Origin of the sequence: Pseudoalteromonas sp. GCY (assembly GCF_016695175.1) — a bacterium.
In the GTDB taxonomy this organism is placed as follows: domain Bacteria; phylum Pseudomonadota; class Gammaproteobacteria; order Enterobacterales; family Alteromonadaceae; genus Pseudoalteromonas.
The window spans coordinates 2,019,099-2,037,891 of sequence record NZ_CP068023.1 but is presented as its reverse complement, the minus strand read 5'-3'; the positions used below and the strand labels follow the sequence as shown (position 1 = coordinate 2,037,891).

Annotated in this window: 14 protein-coding genes; all 14 read right to left on the bottom strand. The window is 44.0% G+C overall.

The window, feature by feature from the left end; all coding sequences use genetic code 11:
* Positions 1 to 3 precede the first annotated feature (3 nt).
* The 14 genes from JJQ94_RS14245 to tssM all read right to left on the bottom strand — a co-directional run bounded on the left by JJQ94_RS14245 (position 4) and on the right by tssM (position 18,793).
* On the bottom strand, positions 4 to 426 hold the full coding sequence (locus JJQ94_RS14245; RefSeq protein ID WP_045963381.1) for a hypothetical protein: 423 nt from the start codon (positions 424 to 426) through the stop codon (positions 4 to 6).
* Positions 427 to 442: 16 nt separating this feature from the next.
* Positions 443 to 2,482, bottom strand: a complete 2,040-nt coding sequence (locus tag JJQ94_RS14240) for a type VI secretion system Vgr family protein (RefSeq protein WP_099031746.1) — start codon at positions 2,480 to 2,482, stop codon at positions 443 to 445.
* A 26-nt stretch (positions 2,483 to 2,508) separates the two neighbouring features.
* On the bottom strand, positions 2,509 to 5,196 hold the full coding sequence (tssH, locus tag JJQ94_RS14235) for a type VI secretion system ATPase TssH (RefSeq protein WP_099031745.1): 2,688 nt from the start codon (positions 5,194 to 5,196) through the stop codon (positions 2,509 to 2,511).
* 28 nt (positions 5,197 to 5,224) lie between these two features.
* Entirely contained in the window at positions 5,225 to 6,190 is a 966-nt protein-coding gene (gene tssG / locus JJQ94_RS14230; protein WP_236596618.1) for a type VI secretion system baseplate subunit TssG, read from the bottom strand.
* The gene (tssF, locus tag JJQ94_RS14225) at positions 6,191 to 7,915 is read right to left on the bottom strand and encodes a type VI secretion system baseplate subunit TssF (protein WP_039495808.1); all 1,725 of its coding nucleotides are present in this window, start codon (positions 7,913 to 7,915) and stop codon (positions 6,191 to 6,193) included.
* The gene (gene tssE / locus JJQ94_RS14220; protein WP_039495807.1) at positions 7,915 to 8,316 is read right to left on the bottom strand and encodes a type VI secretion system baseplate subunit TssE; all 402 of its coding nucleotides are present in this window, start codon (positions 8,314 to 8,316) and stop codon (positions 7,915 to 7,917) included. The genes tssF and tssE overlap by 1 nt, the downstream gene beginning before the upstream one ends.
* A gap of 78 nt (positions 8,317 to 8,394) precedes the next feature.
* A complete protein-coding gene (locus tag JJQ94_RS14215; protein WP_010377064.1) occupies positions 8,395 to 8,880 on the bottom strand; it encodes an Hcp family type VI secretion system effector in 486 nt (161 codons plus the stop codon).
* Positions 8,881 to 9,045: 165 nt separating this feature from the next.
* Positions 9,046 to 9,552 carry a hypothetical protein gene (locus tag JJQ94_RS14210; RefSeq protein WP_236596617.1) on the bottom strand — a complete coding sequence of 169 codons (507 nt, stop codon included), beginning with the start codon at positions 9,550 to 9,552 and terminating at the stop codon, positions 9,046 to 9,048.
* A 185-nt stretch (positions 9,553 to 9,737) separates the two neighbouring features.
* Positions 9,738 to 10,133, bottom strand: coding sequence for a hypothetical protein (locus JJQ94_RS14205; protein WP_099031743.1), 396 nt, complete (start codon positions 10,131 to 10,133; stop codon positions 9,738 to 9,740).
* A 253-nt stretch (positions 10,134 to 10,386) separates the two neighbouring features.
* The gene (tssC, locus tag JJQ94_RS14200) at positions 10,387 to 11,913 is read right to left on the bottom strand and encodes a type VI secretion system contractile sheath large subunit (RefSeq protein ID WP_010377056.1); all 1,527 of its coding nucleotides are present in this window, start codon (positions 11,911 to 11,913) and stop codon (positions 10,387 to 10,389) included.
* 12 nt (positions 11,914 to 11,925) lie between these two features.
* The gene (gene tssB, locus JJQ94_RS14195; RefSeq protein WP_010377053.1) at positions 11,926 to 12,444 is read right to left on the bottom strand and encodes a type VI secretion system contractile sheath small subunit; all 519 of its coding nucleotides are present in this window, start codon (positions 12,442 to 12,444) and stop codon (positions 11,926 to 11,928) included.
* A gap of 58 nt (positions 12,445 to 12,502) precedes the next feature.
* Positions 12,503 to 14,086 carry a TssA family type VI secretion system protein gene (locus JJQ94_RS14190; protein WP_099031742.1) on the bottom strand — a complete coding sequence of 528 codons (1,584 nt, stop codon included), beginning with the start codon at positions 14,084 to 14,086 and terminating at the stop codon, positions 12,503 to 12,505.
* Positions 14,083 to 15,075, bottom strand: coding sequence for a type VI secretion system-associated protein TagF (gene tagF, locus JJQ94_RS14185; protein ID WP_099031741.1), 993 nt, complete (start codon positions 15,073 to 15,075; stop codon positions 14,083 to 14,085). Before tagF ends, JJQ94_RS14190 begins: the two co-directional genes overlap by 4 nt.
* Before the next feature lie 7 nt (positions 15,076 to 15,082).
* Complete coding sequence (gene tssM, locus JJQ94_RS14180) at positions 15,083 to 18,793, bottom strand: type VI secretion system membrane subunit TssM (RefSeq protein ID WP_099031740.1); 3,711 nt, start codon at positions 18,791 to 18,793, stop codon at positions 15,083 to 15,085.

Sequence of the window (18,793 nt, the reverse complement as noted above, 5' to 3'; positions counted from 1 at the left end):
AGCTTAATTTAATCGAATTGGCCAGCCTTGGAGGCTGAGATCTTGCTCAATATCGGCGTTTAGCAGTTTACCTTCAAGCTGTATCTCACCATTGCCGTTAATTGCAATGCTGCCATTTTTGGTTTTGACACAGACTTTTTGCTCGCCATTTAACACCACAGTGCCGTTGTTATTTGTCACCGACGCGGCCGGAAAGTCTTGCGGTGCAGCTAAGCGACCAATAACGATAGGCATTGCCACGCTATGTAGCAACACTTCATCGTCAATACTTACGCGTGTCACACTGTCTAATTGACCTTTAACCTTCATTTCTACATTAGATTCGTCACACTTCACTCGTAACACTTTGCCTAATTTATCAATGGCAGATACACGCCATACGATGTTACTCAACGATGGTGGAAATTGTACGACATTGGTTTTCATAGACTTTGCTCCCTGCTTAGTTATGGCTAATTGCTGAGCCAGACACTGAAATGTTGCTGGCGCTTAAGTTCAAGTTGTTCGCATCAATGGTAATATTACCTGCCGCATCAATTTCTATTTTGCCGCCGCCTTGAGAAAGCTGAATTGAGCCACTACCTTGGCCAACGATAGAAATGTTTCTATCGGCATTGATGGTGAAGTTACCATTTTGCGCCGCAAGCTCAACATTACCATCAACGCTGAAGTAACTGATGTCTTGCGCGGCCTCAAGATTGATAGATTGTTGTGCTTCAAATTGAATATTGCTGTCAGCAGACTGGATTTTAATGTCGGTGTCTGCGGTGAGTTGAATAGCCTCTTTGGCATTGATCTCAATATTGGACTCAATACTTTGGATATATACAGCATCTTCTGCGCGAATGCTTATTTCTTTGTCGGCTTGTGCCACAATATTCGCTTGTGATTGCAGCGTCATCGCTTCTTTCGATTTAATATCGATGTAACCTTTTTTGGTTTCAAGCTTGATAAATTCACTGCCTTCTGTGGCATTAAATTCGAGCATATTTTCTTGCGCTTTGGTGAACAGTTGGATTTTCTCTTCGCCTTGTTTGTCATCCATCAACAAAGTGTTTTCTGCCTTTGTCACCAATTTATTTTCGGTGGCATTCTCTGCAGTCACCGGACTTAGTGCTTCATCGTTAAATAGCGCACCGAGAATAACTGGTCTGTCTAAGTCACCATTTTCGCCCGCCACCATAACCTCGGTTCCTTTGTTTAAAGGAAAGTGCATACCGTGCCCGCCAGGCCCACCATAGTGCTGCATAAGTCGAGTCGGTTTACTCTCTTCTCCTTCACCATCTTGGTTAAATGGAAGCTTGACTTTATAGCGCCCTTTGTCATCCACTTCTTGCTCAATCGTGGCGTTAAACGATGCAAAAACCTTTTTGCGCTTAATAACAGGCGCTTTAAACTGCACATCAATTGGGATAATCGTCGCTTGGTTTTTATAGGTTAAGCCTTTTACCTTGGAACCGTATTCAACACTACCGCCTTGGCAGCCTTTGTGGGCAACGGACACCACTAAGTAACGACCACTATAATTAAGGTGATCGGTTATGGTTAAAGCTACGCCAGGGCGAAGCGCTCGACAGTCAGTATCGATTACAAAAAGATTTCGCTGACAATCAATGCTTTGCTGGTGTACTTTGGTAAGTGCGTCGCCATCTCCTTCAGTCATGAAGTTTTCAGCGAATATACTGTCTTCACCAAAGCCGCCAACCTCTGTTTGATTATTACTATTTACAGACAGTGCGCAGCCTTTTTCATAGTCTTCGTCATACAGCCTAAAGCCGCTATTTAGTAGGCTCGCTTTTTTAGAAAAGGCAAAGACAGACTCGCTCGGTCTAACCTGTCCGGTGGGTGACGCATAAGGCAAAGTGATCTCTTCCATCTCTGACGAAAAATCACTGCTGCTGCCAAACACCGACAGGTTGGCTTGGCTACCGGTTGACTCTGTGCTGCCGTAAACAAAACCGTAGCGGCGCATTAGACGCGTCACAAAGTCAAAGTCACTTTCGTCGTATTGCACTGTCATGGCAAGGGAAGGTGATGATGCCTTTAGTTGCAATTTTCCTGACGGGAACCCTGCCTTATCTAACACACTTTTAACGATGGCATCCGCAGACATGTCGGTAAAAACGCGATTAGATCGTTGATGCTTGAGCAACACCAAAAGTGATTGAAAGGATAAGGTATACACGTAGCCTTGATGACTGCGACCATGGCAGACATATTCGGTAATAATTCCCGAAACCGTTCTGTCAGACATTGCCCACGTAATGGAAAATGTAACATCTTTACCAATCACCAGATCAGGCTCAATTAGTTCCTCACTTAACACCTCAATATCGAAGCGATAGTCACTGCATAAGCTGTCATTCTGTGATTCAAAACTCAATACTTTAAATAAACTCCCAGACAACCCCGCAATTTCGATTGCAAAGTGACTCTCGTTTGCCTTAGGCAGTTTATCGGCAAGTGATGCGAACATTTCCATTTTTGTCTCCTTACTCGTATCTACCGTTAACTTAAGTCGGCGAATACGGCTTCAATTTCACCATTTTCATCCAGTGTCAGCGTCAGCAGATCTGGCATATCTTCTTCGCTCATAAAGCCCAAAATTGAGCGAGCGATCCCAGGTAAAATTTGTTGTTCAATTGTTGCGTTAACCAATCGTGCGCCGCTATCAGACATAGCGCATTTATCGGCTAGATAATCTAGCGCCGTTTGATCTACGCGCAGTTGTATAGCGTGATTGTCACGAAGTCGCGCCGCGACCTTCTCAAGCTTTAGTGCCACGATATGTTTTAACACATCAGTATCAAGCGGGAAGAAAGGCACAACCTGCATACGCGCTAAAAGCGCAGGTGCAAAATGCGCGAGCAAGTTTGGCTTAATTAAGCTGACTAGCTGCTGAAAGCTCGGTCTCTCAAACGGTGTTTCTTCTTCGTTGCTGTCTTGTGCTTCTTCGTCTTCAGTTACACCTTGCTGAATGATCCCATCCACCATTTGCTGCATGGCCTGCTGCTCGGTTTCTGGTGTACAAGCATTGATGATTTGCTCAGCCCCTAAATTAGAAGTCATGATGATAACCGTGTTTCTAAAATCGATTTCACGCCCTTCACCATCACGCATTACGCCCATTTCAAACACTTGGTAGAACATATTCATGACATCTGCGTGGGCTTTTTCCACTTCGTCAAGTAACACCACAGAATATGGACGTTGGCGCACAGCTTCGGTTAACACCCCACCTTCACCATAACCCACATAGCCCGGTGGTGAGCCTTTGAGTTGTGATACCGTGTGCGCTTCTTGATATTCACTCATGTTTATCGTGGTTAAGAACTTCTCGCCACCAAATAGTAGTTCAGCTATGTGTTTTGCAGTTTCGGTTTTACCAACCCCTGAAGGACCAGCTAATAAGAATACGCCTAGTGGGCCAGATGAGGCCGATACACCCGCTTTTGCTACCCGTAAGGTTTGTGCTATCGCAGTCAACCCTGCATTTTGCCCCACAACACTTTGTGCCAGTGATTGCTCAAGCTGAAGTAAGTTCTCCAGCTCGTCTTTCACCATGTTACCTACAGGGATCCCAGTCCAACTTGCAATCACTTGCGCTACCGTATCGCTGGTCACTTCGGAGAAAATCGCATTGTCATCTTGATTTAACGCAGCGAGCGCTTGTCTAATCGCAGGTTTCTCTTCGTCGCTCGCACCGTGTAAGGCATTATAAGTATCAATTTGCAGCTCACGACTTTGTTCAAGCTCAGCAAGCTGCTCTTGGGCTTGTGTAAGCGCATCGGTGAGACTTTGAATACAGGTTTGATCTGCAATCCCAAGCTTTGATTCGATTGCCAAGCGTTCAATTCTGCTTTGATAGTAACGGATCTGCTCTTTGGCTTTATCAATCACCACAGGCGACGTTGCCGGTCCCATTCTGACCATAGCAGCTGCGGTATCTAGTACATCAATGGCTTTGTCAGGTAATTGTCTACCTGTGATATATCGAGCAGACAAAGTAACCGCGGCTTCAATTGCACTGTCTGTGATTTGAATTTGGTGGTGCTTTTCGTATTTATCTTTCAGCCCCGTGAGCATGAGCTTTGCAGCTTGCTCGGTTGGTTCATCGACTTTTATTAATTGAAAGCGGCGTTCAAGCGCAGCATCGCGCTCAAAATATTTTTTATATTCGCTCCATGTCGTTGCAGCAAGTGTTCTTACTTCTCCACGTGCAAGCGCAGGTTTTAGTAGGTTTGCGGCATCTCCCATGCCAGCGTCGCCACCAGCACCAATCAAGGTATGCGCTTCGTCAATAAATAAGATAACGGGCGTAGCTGAGCTCTTTACTTCATCAATGACTTGTTTAAGACGACGCTCAAATTCACCTTTTACACCTGCTCCGGCTTGTAGCAGACCCATATCCAGTACGCAGATCTTAACTTCTTTAAGTTCTGGCGGAACTTGCCCTTCAACAACGCGCTGAGCAAGCCCTTCTACCACTGCCGTTTTACCAACACCGGGTTCACCGACAAAAATTGGATTATTTTTACGGCGACGACACAACACATCAATTGCGAGACGGATCTCCTCGTTGCGCCCAAGGACTGGGTCAATTGCACCAGAACGTGCTTTTTCAGTGAGGTCTTCACAAAATGCTTCTAGCGCGCTTTCACCTTGTGAACGGCTATTCGACACCGTGTTATCAGCATTTGGCTTACTAAATACTTGACGCTCCGTCGAGCCTTTACAGATCTTATTTAAATTCTGCTTTAAGAAGTGCGTATCAATCTTGTCGAACTCGCGCGCCAGTCCAAATGCAGGGCTGTATATCGCCATGTCTTTGAACGAGTCAATCAGCGCAGCTCCTGTGATCCAATCATTTTGATGGCGCATGTTTGCACTGAGCCACGCTTTTTCTAACCACTCATAGAGGCGACGGGAGAAAACCGGCTTGCTCGGGTTACCAGCATCTTGTTGATTGATAAATTCGAGCGCACTATTCCACAATGCGTCTTGATCAACTTCGAAGAAAGGTAAAATCTTCGCAACATCGCCGTCATTGTGCTCTTCCATTAACTTTAATAGGTAATGCTCTGGTAGCACTTCAAAATGCTTTCGACTCGCTGCGAATCCAGCCGCAGCTTCTAACGCTGTCGCGCTGTGATGATTGAGTTTGTCTATGAGATTCTTTATGCCTGTTGCGTCCATCTTTTAATCCTTGCTATTCCCGTTCGCATTAAAACTGTGATTGTGAATATATTTTCTTCTCTACGCGTGCGTTCACTTTACCTATCGCACAACTTATCCCAAGCTTGCCAGCCCCTAACCGAGTTCCCTCGCGCGCTTGGCGATTGATCTGCACTAACAGTTGCCAATTCATTTTGGTTGAGGTGTGCCAATTTAATAATTGTGATAAACGTTTCGCCTTTACACCACCTGGCTCATATAGCTGCGCCTCAGCCTCGTCCATTGGACCAAGCTCAATGCAAATACGATTGCCGGTGACCAGTACGCGTTTACCCAATACGCCATTACCACCCAATGAAAAGCCGCTTTGTTTTGAGCCTAACTTGCCCGCTTCGGTAATATCTTCCCACTCAACGATATTGTCTTTTAGCGTTAAGCTTTCGTCTTGTAGCGCTTGCTTTAATACTTGCTCAAGCCCTGCTGCACTGGTTTGTTTGGCACTAATAAGATTTAGTTTGCTCTTATCCGACTGGTTATTTTCAAATACCGCAGCAACTATCTGATCAAATTGCTGCGCACCAATGCCAGCGAGATTAATCTGAGACTTCTTCCAACTTTGAAATAGCTGGCAATACAATACATGATTAAAGAGATCTAAAAATGCGCGTGTTCTTGCACCTATCTCTTCATCTCCTGCGGCTTGCTCTAATAAGTAGTGCGGCATCGCAGCGTCAACGCCATATAAACCGAGAAATGACGTTTCAAGCCTTAGTTTACCTCGTTGCCTTACTTGTAATTCGCAGCGTCTAACGTCTGACGCTGGAAACCCAAGTTCTTTATACGGTGCAATTTCAACGCGATGACTGTGGCCACTTTGTAACTCGTTATTGCTCGCCCAGTGCTGTTCAATAAGCGTTAGCGCCTTGTACAAGCTAAAGCGCCAAGGTGTGGCCATCAAATTAGCTATCGGCTCTGGCAGTTTTGCCCAAATGGGTTGGTTTTGCTGCTCCATCATTTACACCTGATAACTGTCGCCTGCCGTCACGTCCCATTCCCACTCATGGTAACTTGGCAGCAGCGTCACTCTGGTTTTTAAACATTCGTTAATTGGCGCATATAATTTAAAGAACTGATGCAACACATCACAAAAATGATACGCATCGGCTGTGCAAACAAAGCTCTTTTCATTTAGGGTTAAGTGGATCTCTATCCCTTTAACGAACACGCCCTTTTGTAGCAATGAGATAGGTTTAGATTCAGCGCCTTGAATACTCTCAATACGGTTTCGATTTTCAGAGCGCTCCGACCAATCAAACAGCGCCAATAGCTTTTTCAGCTGGGTTGGCTCCGCAAGCTGAGAAAAACGCATATTCAACAAGCTAATGAGCTGCCAATGTAAAGCCTGATCAGGAGAATTAAGTAACTTGCTCGGTCTTACGACATTTTTAACGCTAAGTACCGACGGCACATCAGCGCTTTGTGCATTGATATCACCCTCTTGCAGTGTTTGCCTTGGCCACGCCGCGTTATGTGCCAACAGATCGGTCGATAAAGTAGTAATATCACCCACTTCTTGCATTGAAAGCTGAATGTACGTCTGTGGCGACACCCCGCCAATATCGCGACTTATCAGTGAATACAAATGGGCGTTATCTTCATAAACCGTGCTATACCGAGAAACAAAGTCGATGGCTTCTCCTGTACTACTGCTTGCGCCTTGTACCGATTTAACGCTATAACAAAAACTCTCTCCAAGCTTATTTTGCACTGGATGTAGTTGGTATTCGGTTTGGTTTTCGCTGACTCGGATAGGCTCGGCATCTACCGGGTAGATATTTACCGCAGGTACACAATTAAGCAGGATATTATCCGCATTTACTTTGTTACCGGGCGGTAATTTAATATCACTGGCTATTTTGATGCTGATGGTATTAGTGTCTGGATCAATATTTAGTGTATCCAGTCCCGTTAGTTCAACAAAATAGAACTTTTCACGAGAGTTAAAGTAATCAAGCAACAACGCATAAGCGGGATGACTCTGTTCGCTATTCGGCAACATTCCGGTGCTGTCTTTATGAAAAGCCGCATCAATTTTTGACTTGTTCAAGGTATATTGCGTCGTACTGCCAAGCTTTCCAGTCTCAACCTCTATCGCTGCGTTTGGATTCTTCATCATTTGATAAAGACTGGCGCAAAGCGGCGTGTCTCCACGCAAATACACCCGCAATTTAGAGAGATCGTAATCATCTAAACTGCCTTGGCCTAACCGCTTAAGGTGTAAGTTTAACGTCGCACCAGTGTGGATCTCATGATAGTCCACAGAGTAGATCTCAAACGGCAGCACTTTCGTTTCTGCGGTGGTAGTAAAGTGACAAGCCACAGGGGCGTTATCACTTTTATGGGAAGAGATTTTCGCGCCTTTTGGCACACTCACCAGTCCTTGCATGGTGAGTTTTGGCGCAAACTCTAGCACCGTCGTAGACGGATAATAATTTAATAATATTGGGCAAATCTGTCTGAGTACCTGCTCAGACACTTCGGGTAGCGTCTCATCCAATCGCTTTTGCGTAAATGCCGTTAAGTAAGCGACTCCTTCGAGCAAGCGCTCAACATGAGGATCTCTATCCTTTAAAGCGTCAATATTTAAAAAGCCGGCATGTTCAGGATACTGCTGAGCAAATTGTTTACCTGCTTGTGTTAACAGCCTCATTTGCGCATCAAAATATTGCTGCATATCCATTAATCTGCTCCTCCTGCATTGACGTTTGCTTTACCACCTGACGCAAACTTAGTATTCAATCTGATTATCTCGCCGGTTTTTAATTGCGCTCTTATCTCAAATCGAATCACACAGTTTTCCTCTTTTATGTCGATGGGTCGAACGATGAGGTTAGTGATTCTTGGTTCGTACTTTTCTATGGTTCTTTTTACTTCATTGGCAAGTGTTTGCTGCGAATAAGGTAGCCCTTCATATAGATCTTCCACATCCGGTAAACCATAATCACCTAAGTGCTCAAGCACTCCCCTACGCGCATTCAATAGTTGCGTTAGGTGTTTACATACGCTGTCGCTTAGATGCGATAAATTGTTATCGCTATAGGCTTGACGTGATGGTTGAGCTAGCAAATCAAATAAGGCCATAGAAAAATACGCTCTCTATTCATTGCGCGAACTAGTTTAAGCTTGAAAAGGAGGCCAGCAGGCCTCCAACACTCGAAATTAACGACCTTCAGTCCATGAGTCAGAGAACTCAATGTTACCGTCTAGGTACGTCCAAGTGATGCGCTTGTAACGCATGTGCACTGTTTCAAGGTGAGGATAACGCTCTTTATCCAAATCTTTAACGTTGTGCATTGTTGGCGTGATTGAAGTGATTTTCACGTCTTCAAGCGTATGGCGGAAGTACTCACGCTCAGTACCAGTGTCATCAATACGGTACCATTTAAGCTCAAGTTGCTTTAATGTTTGACCGTTTGAACACGCTTTGTACATGTACGGAGTAGCAGCATCCACAGCTTTTGTGATAACAAAAGGCTCGTGCTTACGAGTACCTGTTAGCTCGCCCGTGTCGTTATCAGTTGGGATACGCAATTCGTGATCGAAATGCAAAATCTCAATTGAACCTTCACGCTCAGCTACAGTTACTGAACCTTTAACGTCGTTACCTTGGTCGTCCTTTAACCACATATACGCTGGAATTGCCATTTTTAATTTCTCCTTTTAAGATAAGATGTTTCCTAATTATTAAAGGCATTGATCAAACGCATGTTTTTCACGTTTGATCCCCAAACAAAGCGCCACGCTTTATGCCAATTTGGGAACATGTCCCAAGTTGGTGGCAGCCAACTTGGGGCAATCTTTCACTACATGTTATAAGTCACCACGTAATTCCATCACTAACGTCGCCGCATCAAATGGCGTTTTTAGTATATCCAGCTGCAAAAAGTGCTGCTGAACCGCTTCGGGTAACTGTTTAAATTCGAATTCAGCTCTAAGCTCTTCATTCCATCTAAGCGTCACAAAACTGTCTACCGTGATCACTTCACCCTTTGGCGCCGTCTGATTGTAGTGCTCAACTGCTTTTAAAAAATTTACATCATGGTCTTGCATACAATCATTAAGCGCCACGTAATGCAGGTAATTTACTGCCTCTACGACTAATTCTATCTCTAGTTTGTCTGTCTCTAGCTCGCTTGGGCGAACGCGTGGAGTATGCTCAAAACACGTTTCCATCGCCGCGGTGTAAGCTATAGCTGCTTTTTGCAATTTCTTTTTTGCAAAAAAGAGCTCTGGTGTCAGCTCCTGGCTATATGACAAGTTAGTCACCAAGGCTATGCTCAGCAGCATCAACCAGTTACATACTTTTCGTTTAAACATGACAATCCTTTGCCTCATCGCTTCTTATCTATAGCTATCATCTCAGCTTTAGATAGGTTTATTTACTTATATCGGCAGCCTTTATCTATCGCTAGGCTCTTGACTAACGAGCTAAAGGCACACGTCACTTCCACCGTTTAACGCATGCACTAAAGTGCATCAGGGAAGTATAAATCGTTTTAACTTTATTCAGCTTTAACAGGATCTCCTATAAAGCTTCCGTACTTAAATACAGGCAAGGAAAATAAAATTAAAAACCAGATTACATTTCCAAAAAACAACATTTCAGACGAGGTATAACCGCCCAAGTAAAATTCGTTTAACAACGAGTATATATTTGCAAACCACCACACCCAAACTACCAAACCCCATGTTCTTCGACTTAACACACGAACTTGTAATATGAGCAATAAGTTTGCTACCAAAACCAAGCTATCTAAAACAAAAACAATAACATCTACAAACGCAACACTAATCTCAGACAAGGTTAAAAGCTGATTTTCGTATATTGAAAACACAGTTAAAGAACACTGCACTAAAAATATAACTTTCCAAATAATATGATCTGCTTCTATATTCATAAATATACCATTTAATACCAGCAACCATATTAAACTTGGTCTTTTTATTATTAACTATTTTCCATTATTGCGCTTATCAACCTAACCTGGTTTAACCACTTCTTCTTTTTGCACTTTTAGACGCAAACTCAACTAATATCTCATAAGCGCTTGCCGATACTTCTGAACCTCTATAATTAAGGTTCAATATCATGCTTAATAATGGGCAGCATTCACTGCCCTAAATACGCTTCATTGGTTCTTCAGGAGGCCTTCACTTTTCGCCAGGCATTTGACCAACGAGTGCGAGGCGTACGTCGATACCTTCCACTTGGAAATGTGGAACCACATACGTATTCACACGGTAATAACCAGGATTACCCGGGATCTCCGACACAGTCACGTTGGCATCTTTTAACGGGTGCGTAGCAATTAGAGACTCGTCTGGATTATTCATCTTAGTAACTAATGCACCTAACCAATCATTAAGTTGCTGCTCTAGCTCATGGCGAGGTTTGCTTGAACCGATATTTTCACGTTGGATCACCTTCATATAGTGCGCAATACGTGATACCAAGTAGATGTAAGGTAATCTTGCATTGATCCGCGAGTTAGAGGTGGCTTCCGGCGTCTCAAAAATTTGTGGCTTCTGCGCACTGTTTGCAGAGAAGAAACACGCAAAGTCACTGTTTTTGTAATAGCTCAGAGGGATAAATCCTTGGTTTGCAAACTCAAGCTCTTTGGTTTCAGAAATAAGTACTTCCGTTGGGATCTTAGTTTCTTGACCACGACCTGCCTCAAAAGAATGCAGAGGTAGATTTTCAACGCGACCACCAGATTGTGGGCCACGAATATTTACCGCCCAACCATTTTGGTGGAAGCTACGGACGATATTTGCCGCGAACGCAAATGTCGCGTTACCCCATAGATAACGTTCGTGATGCTCGCTGCTAACGTCTTCTTGATAGTTAAAATGGCGAATTGGGTTTAAGTCACCGTATGGTAAGCGCAGTAAGAAGCGTGGGAACGCTAAGCCAATGTAACGTGCATCTTCTGATTCACGGAAGTTCTTCCAACGTAAAAATTCCGCACGCTCCATGTAAGAGCCCAAATCCTGAATTTTTGATACTTCTTCAAGCGAATCTTTTAGGAAGAACTTGGCACCAACACTGCCTAAGAAAGGACAATGTGCTGCTGCAGAAACCCTTGAAATTTCTTGCAATAACGACACATCCGGCGCTGAACAATCAAATTCAAAGTTTGACACCATAGTCGAAATTGGCTCGCCCCCTGGTGTGTCATACTCAGCCGTATACACTTGCTTATAAAGCGCAGATTGCGTGGTATCTGGTGCTTCTTCGAAGTCATCACGTAGCGTTTCTTTATCAACATCAAGTAACTCAAGCTTTACGTTTGAGTTATTTGGACAACGATTCACCAAATAACGCAGTGAACGCCACGCTGACTCTACTTTTTGAAACTGCGGATGATGTAAAATTTCGTCCAGCTGTTCAGAAATAATTTTGTCGACTTTAGCGATGTAGTCATCAAGTAATAACTTGTCGATACGTGACACTTCTTTGCTGTCATTAGTGGCCATGTCTAAAAAGACATTGATAGCAGCAGTTAGGCGCTCATTGGTGTCTGTTTCCGCAAGATTATTAGCATCACGGAAGTTATCAATGCTGATTTCGCTTGAAACCGGCTCGATAGACACAAGATTACAGATTGTTTCGTAAGCTGAAGCTGTCAAAGTCTCTTCTTTGCGCGCTTCAACGTTTAACGTTTCTTGCATATTCATCGGTTTGTGTCCTTACTCTTGCGGTTGTTTTTCTTGCTCAGACAAAAGCGGCGCTAACTCATTTAGGCGTGCTTTTAACTCATCAAGCTCTGGTTTGTTCTGCAAAATGCGCTCAAGCTCTTTTCTCAGCGTTGAGTTATCAAGCAAGTTAGATTTCAGATCACGTAATAAGTTACGCATTGACATCATCTTGTTAAGCTCTGGTACTTGCGCTGCAACCTGCTCTGGATCGAATGACTTAAAATCATCAAACGTTAGGTTAATACCGATTTCACCATCACCTGCGATTTTGTTCGATACTTGAAACTTTGCCTTTGGTGACATGTCTTTAAGCACTTGCTCTAAATTATTTTTATTAATAGCAATGCGCTCACGCTCAGCGAGGTCACTATCGTTTTGGCCGTTGGAATAATCACCAACCACCAAAACTTTCATCGGTAGTTCGCTCTTTTGCGTTGCACCATCGGTTTCCAGCTCAAGCGCTATATTAATCCGCGCTCTTGGGATCTCTTTTTGAAACGTATCAGACATAGTCTTTCCTTATTTAATCAGTCGTTGCGCCTGCCGTTACAAGCCCAGCGGTTAACAATCAAACCCAGTCAATCGCTGAGCTTACTTTGGTTACGAGCATCTGCTGCTTTATCGCGGTTGCTCGTAGGTCAAATTCATCCCCTTGCTCTAAGGATACTGCTTCATTGCATTGCTTAGCATAACGCCAAACCTCTAGAGCAAACGACTCGTGCCATAAATCCAAACGGTACTGTTCAATGTCTTTTAACAGCTGCTCAAACATTGGATAGGCAAGATCAGCGCGTTCACTGCGCATCAATAAACGTGCTTGATATAATTTTTGCTTTGCAAAATCGAACTTGTCTTGTGCAAACCCTTCCATTAGCTGCAGTGCTTGCGCAAGCTTGTTTTGGTCAACAAGCGCCTGCGCTTCTTTAAATTTATCTAACCAAATTTTCTGATTATCGTCTGTGTTTGCACCGTCACCTTGGCTTAGTAATTTATGTTCGCCAATTCGCTCGCGATTTGCTGCTGAGCAAAACTCACTTCCGTCTTCATATTTAAGGCTGAGCAGTGTTGGGTATTGATCAGCGATTGCGGCAAGTTCTAAATCTATCCACTGTGCTTCTTTAAATAACTTGAGCCCTTCAAGTGCAGCGATGGCTAGCCTTTGTAAATTAAGGTTAAAATGCATCGCCCCTTCCATGAATAAGGCTTCTGCCTTTTCTAACGCCTGAGCAAAATTTTGTGCGGCTAATGCGTTTTCAATAGGCACAAATGCCGCTTGCCTTGGGGCTGGTAAGCGTGTTTTCAACTCATTATCGTGTGGTGGTAATGCAAGCGCCCCCCACCTCACTGCACGTGCCAAGCGAATCGCTCGCATCCAATTTTGGCTTTCTTTGTCATACGCCAATAGTTTGCGAACTTGCTCTGTATAAGCCGAGTCTGACTGCGGTGCTTCCACGGCAATAGCAAGTGTAGAAACTGGCTTTGAAGCAACAGCAGTAGGCTGTGAAGTCGCCGCTACAGGCTGCTGTACTTGAGGCTGCTCTGCTGTGACCACCTCATGCTTTTCGACAGGCTCTTGTACCGTCGCAACAGGTTGTACAGGAACTGGTTGCGAAATCAAACCTTGCTCACACCAGTGTTTTAAATCAGCAAGCGGACCTGAGTCTGCATCAAGTATTGCCACGGATTCTGTTGCATACTGTTCAAGTACGCGCTTTAACTCTGGCCATTGCTCCGGCATTGTCGCACTGTGCGCTGTAGCAACACCAAGTAAGCGCTGTTGTTGTTGTAAGAACCAAGTATGAACCGATGCTCTCGCACGTTCTTTCACTGGGTGGATCTGCGCCTGATACTGTTGCAAAAGCTGATTAAACAAATCTAACGAGTGGATCAAACCTTCAAGCCCAAACTCATTGGTAGCGGCCAACGCTAGATACGACGCAATGCGAATATCTTTGGTATGTTTTTCCAATAAGTTCGAAGCCAAAATAAAGTTGGCTTTAAAATCCGGCTCAGCAACACCTGACGAAGAGGCTTTTAGTAATTTAAATGACTCTTCGTATTTTAAATCGTCACCGCATGGTACGCCGTCAAGCGGCGCTAATAGGTTTTCACGCCACTGCTGCCAGCTCTGATACTTATGTGGTTGACTCATAACTTACTCCAACTTCTTAGCGCATCGAAAACACTCATATTTGATGCTTTTGCCAATTCATACATATGCGGTGTCACCGGATGTTGTGGCAAAGTCCCTGTTAGATTAATGGTCGTCGACAAGCTATTGTGCTCAAGCCAAACTGACGCAAAATACGAGGCTGGCATAGGTCTGCAATACACCACCAGCGAGGCTTTCTGGCTCAGTTGACCATAGTTATAAAAGCACCAAGGCTGCCAGTGATGATCGGCCACCATATTGGTGATTAGATGCAGCCAAAATGCACCTAACAACTGAGTATCTTCACCCACTTGTGGCATCGGTAACTTCAACCCGAACTGACAACGCAAACAGCCTTGGGTTTTGATCATTTTGAGCGCAGACATCACTTGGCTGATTAATTGTGCTCGCTGGTCAAGATCTTCTAGTTCAAGCGCATCCCATACACGCTGTATCGGTGAAGCTCGTAGTGAAGACATTGCCTTATCAAAATCAATCGGTTGCGAAACCAGCTCACTTACCTGCTTAAGCTCCTGTGCGCTATGGCGCATTTGCTCAACACTACTGCAGTTTCTGATCAGCTCATGGTTTAAACTTAATGATTTAAACGCACTACCACATTCGCTAAATAAAAATGCAGGGTTTTGTTTGTAGTCCGCATTACTCGATAATACAAACGAGCAAAATGGGTATTGTCTTCCACTTTTATCTTCGCTTGGCTGTAATGTGCCTAATAAACAGTTTTCGTCTTGACCTGAAGCGATAAAAAATAGCGTTGACTGCTCTTTTTGAGAAGCGGCATCTTTTATCAACGCCTGTCGGCTCATGTCTGCGTAACCTTCTTGAAGCCAGCGTTCAAGCGTGATCGCTTCTCTTGAGTCAACGTTAAACTTAATGAAGTCCGCTTGAATTGGGTTTTTACCCATAAATCCAAATGGTTGAGTCGTTGGCACCTTGGCGACTTTCTTATTATTAAAAAAACCGAACATGCTTGTGTTACCTCAACGCCAAGTTTTCATTAGAAGCCACACTCACTTTGGTATCAAACAAAGACTCTGGCAGTGCAAACGACGTCATAAAATATTTGCTGAATATGCCGCTGTTTCTGCTCGACTTAAGTGCAACTTGAACTTGGATTGGCTCAACGCTTGCTTCCGCTTCTCTTTGTAATTGCCACGTTGCCATAAATTCAGTACCACGAACCCACTGCACATTCGCTTCATTCAATACTTTTAGGAATGCCCAAGGCCCCGACTTTTCGATTTCAATTCTGCGGCCTTCACTGTCTAAACCATATACCACTGCTTTTTCAGTGCCCGCACGTGCAGGCCAGTTAAAACGACGCCACTCTTCAGGTTCGTTTCTATAACGGTAATTTTGGTCACTAAATCCGATATAAGTTTCTTTTAATCCCTTTTGTGCCACAGGCATCATTTGGAAGCTAATCCCTACCTCAGAACCGTCTCGAGGAAATAGAGAACGCGTAACCTTTCTCGCCTTAGTTAGCTTGTCTAGTACCCCAGGCTTAAAGCCGATACCAATACCATTCCACGTTTTCTCTACCCACTCACCACGTTTTAAACGAAGGTAGGGAGACAGATTCTCAGCCATAAATTGCCAGAACACACCTGACTCTTGGTTCAGCAGTTCGCTAATATCTTCAACTGCAGCATCTGGCCCGTCGATATTGAACGGATATTTACCACGGATATTTTCTTTGTATGTTAAGAATACTTGATTAGACCAACGCTCATTAAGCTGTACTTTTGCTTCGTTCATTACCGTTTGTACACTCGCTAAAAGTGGTGCTTTTAGTAGTTTTTCAAGTGCTTGCTTAGTATCTGGGTCAAGCGCTCTTACTTGACTTTCTACCACCACCCATGCACTTTGCAGCGCATGGTTTTTGCTATCACCGTTTAACAACGTTTGAGTAAATGACATCGCCATATAGTCATCATTGTTACTCGCCGCGATCGTTTTGATGTCTGAATGAAATGCACTCAAAGCACCGAGATATTGCTCTAGGTAATCAGAGCGAGCGTTCTCTTCTCCTTTCGCCGTATAGCGACGAAGATCTGCAAAGCGGCTCGACAGTTCAGGTACACGCTTTCTCGCCGCGGCTTCTATCTTTGCACCTTTAACCTTTTTGTTTTTAGACTTTGCAAGTAACGCATTTGCTTGCTCAGTTAACTTTTCTGTTTCTACCGTTTTGTTGGGCGAATCAATTAGGTTCACGTTGTCGTCGATTGACGCCATTAAATCGACCAATGGACCTTCTGGTGACGACAGCTGAGCCAGCGTTAAACTTGCCGCGTTGCTCGTATTAAATGGGCTTATTTCTACTGAATTTAAAAACTCAAACCACACATTGGCATAGTCTCTGAAATACAGCGCGCGGATAGATTTAACCAAAGCGCTTGCTTTTGCTTCATCAACAGAACCTTGGCTTTCTGCGTTGTCTGTGCCCATCACCCAGTCGCCAGAGAATGCTTTGCTCGCAATGACCTTGATGGCGTCGTGCACTTCGTTTTCCCATGCTTCTTTAGTGTAAACGTATGGAATGCTAATCTTGGACTGCAAAAAGGTTTTGTTGTTTTGCTGCATCATTTGATCAAGCGTTAGTGCAGCTTTTGATACCGTTACTTTTGCTTTGATCTGCTCATATAATGCGGTCGGTTCTGGCGCACTCATTAAGTCTGAACGAGCCTGACTCACCAAGAAATCATTATTCTGCCAAATCGCAAGCTGCTGCGGTGTAGGCTCAACTGCTAATTGGGCTAAGTAAAAATCAATCAATCCTGACAGTTGCTCTGTTAATGCTTGTGTGTCTTCATTTAGCGTTAGCTCTAAGCGATCCGCCGTGTAGTCCAGTAGCTCAGACTTCGCATAGTCTTTATTTAAACGCTCAAACTCGTTACTCATCATGAGTTGCAGCTTAAGTGCTTGATAGTACTTATCACGTAGCTTTGGCTCGATACGTTTAGCTACCTGTTCTTCTGTACTTAGCAGTGCAATCCAGTTTTGGTGGCTTTCAAAAAGCGCTTGTTGCACAAGCTCCGAACTTGGTTCACCAATGAGCGCTTGTACACGCTGACGTAATACCTGCTCTATTGGCTTTATGGTATTGTCAGCACTGTAAACACCAAGTAAGAAATACCAAGGCAGCTTTTTCTCATAACCGATCAGCTCTTGATAGTGTGCAAAAAGAGACAAAGTTGAGTTAAATTGCTCGGCCAACGGCTGATTTTCTACACGTGTATTAACAACAGCAGTCGTTAATTTATCACTGGTTGTTAAAAGCTGTTGATTGTGGGTATAAGAGTTAACCAACAAGCCCGCCAGAGCAAATACCGACGTCACACACAAGCATACTGCAAAGCCTTTGAGCCATTTCTGTACGCGGCGCTTTTTACGGTTACCCCGAGTGAGATCTTGCAATTTAAACAATACATCTTTGAATACTTGGTTGATAAAGAACGCGGAGGTAATGCTTTCTTGGCGATACTCAAACAATACTGATCTAAACGTAGATAGTTTGCTCGTTGCGCTACGCTCGATAGGCGTACCTTCTTGTGTACCAGAGGTAAAATACACACCAGCAAACCACGGTACTTCCTGGTACGGGTTTTCTTTAAATAATGTGTCAATAAACTCTTCAACTTTGGCAGACGCAGCTTTGAACTGATTGGGAAAATCATAAATCAGTTGTTTACGTTGGGCGTTACGCTCACGCGTCATTTTAACTAGGCGCTGATCACACAGTCGCTCATATAGGCCAGTTAGATGTTTTGAAAAGTTCTCGCTCGCCACTTCACCGGTATTGGTGCCATCTTCCTCAAGTAAATACGCACCCCAGGGTTGCTTACGCTCATCTTCACTTAATTCATTAAAGAAAGGCTCAAAGCCGCTGATCAAATCACATTTGGTAAACACCACGTATACTGGAAAGATAAGTCCAAGTTGGTTAATTAACTCATCAATACGAGCGCGGATCTGTTTAACATGGTCGCGGATCTGTTCGCTGTCTGAGGTCAAGATGTCGGCAACACTAATCGCAACCATCACCCCATTGATTGGCTGTTTAGAGCGGTATTTACGTAACAGCTTTAAGAATGACAACCATTGATCGTTATCTGACTCTTCTGTGGTATAACGACCTGCGGTATCAATCAAAACGGCTTGATCTGAAAACCACCAGTCACAATTACGCGTGCCACCAAAACCTTGGATATGCAGTTGGTTAGATTTTGAATAAGGGAAATGCAGCCCAGAGTTTGCAAATAACGTACTTTTACCCGCAGCCGACGGGCCAATGATCATATACCAAGGCAATGCATACAACGCAGCATTACCACGATAGCCAGCGCCTAAATGAGAAGCTTTTAATGCAGATAGCGCTTCTTCCATTTTGGCTCTAATTTCTTCGACTTCGGCTTCTGTTCCCGCATGATTGTTGGCAATTTCTTTCGCTAACTTGTCACCAGAGCGCTTCACCCACAACCATCGAATTAATAAAGTAAGACAAAACAGACCAAATACTGCCCCCATCACCATTAAACGGTGATTTTGGTCTTCGAGGCCAACAAATCTACCCGCGAACCAAATTAGTGTTAATATTGCGATAATCCCAACCCAATGAGCCGTCGCACGAGATGACAAAAATCCTAAGACTAGGTGCACTAGTCCACTACGATTCACTCCTGACAT

Bases quoted from the DNA above. Each gene is read 5' to 3' on its own strand.
- JJQ94_RS14245 (WP_045963381.1), bottom strand. From the start codon at position 426: ATGAAAACCAATGTCGTACAATTTCCACCATCGTTGAGTAACATCGTA.
- JJQ94_RS14240 (WP_099031746.1), bottom strand. From the start codon at position 2,482: ATGGAAATGTTCGCATCACTTGCCGATAAACTGCCTAAGGCAAACGAG.
- tssH (WP_099031745.1), bottom strand. From the start codon at position 5,196: ATGGACGCAACAGGCATAAAGAATCTCATAGACAAACTCAATCATCAC.
- tssG (WP_236596618.1), bottom strand. From the start codon at position 6,190: ATGATGGAGCAGCAAAACCAACCCATTTGGGCAAAACTGCCAGAGCCG.
- tssF (WP_039495808.1), bottom strand. From the start codon at position 7,915: ATGGATATGCAGCAATATTTTGATGCGCAAATGAGGCTGTTAACACAA.
- tssE (WP_039495807.1), bottom strand. From the start codon at position 8,316: ATGGCCTTATTTGATTTGCTAGCTCAACCATCACGTCAAGCCTATAGC.
- JJQ94_RS14215 (WP_010377064.1), bottom strand. From the start codon at position 8,880: ATGGCAATTCCAGCGTATATGTGGTTAAAGGACGACCAAGGTAACGAC.
- JJQ94_RS14210 (WP_236596617.1), bottom strand. From the start codon at position 9,552: ATGTTTAAACGAAAAGTATGTAACTGGTTGATGCTGCTGAGCATAGCC.
- JJQ94_RS14205 (WP_099031743.1), bottom strand. From the start codon at position 10,133: ATGAATATAGAAGCAGATCATATTATTTGGAAAGTTATATTTTTAGTG.
- tssC (WP_010377056.1), bottom strand. From the start codon at position 11,913: ATGAATATGCAAGAAACGTTAAACGTTGAAGCGCGCAAAGAAGAGACT.
- tssB (WP_010377053.1), bottom strand. From the start codon at position 12,444: ATGTCTGATACGTTTCAAAAAGAGATCCCAAGAGCGCGGATTAATATA.
- JJQ94_RS14190 (WP_099031742.1), bottom strand. From the start codon at position 14,086: ATGAGTCAACCACATAAGTATCAGAGCTGGCAGCAGTGGCGTGAAAAC.
- tagF (WP_099031741.1), bottom strand. From the start codon at position 15,075: ATGTTCGGTTTTTTTAATAATAAGAAAGTCGCCAAGGTGCCAACGACT.
- tssM (WP_099031740.1), bottom strand. From the start codon at position 18,793: ATGTCAGGAGTGAATCGTAGTGGACTAGTGCACCTAGTCTTAGGATTT.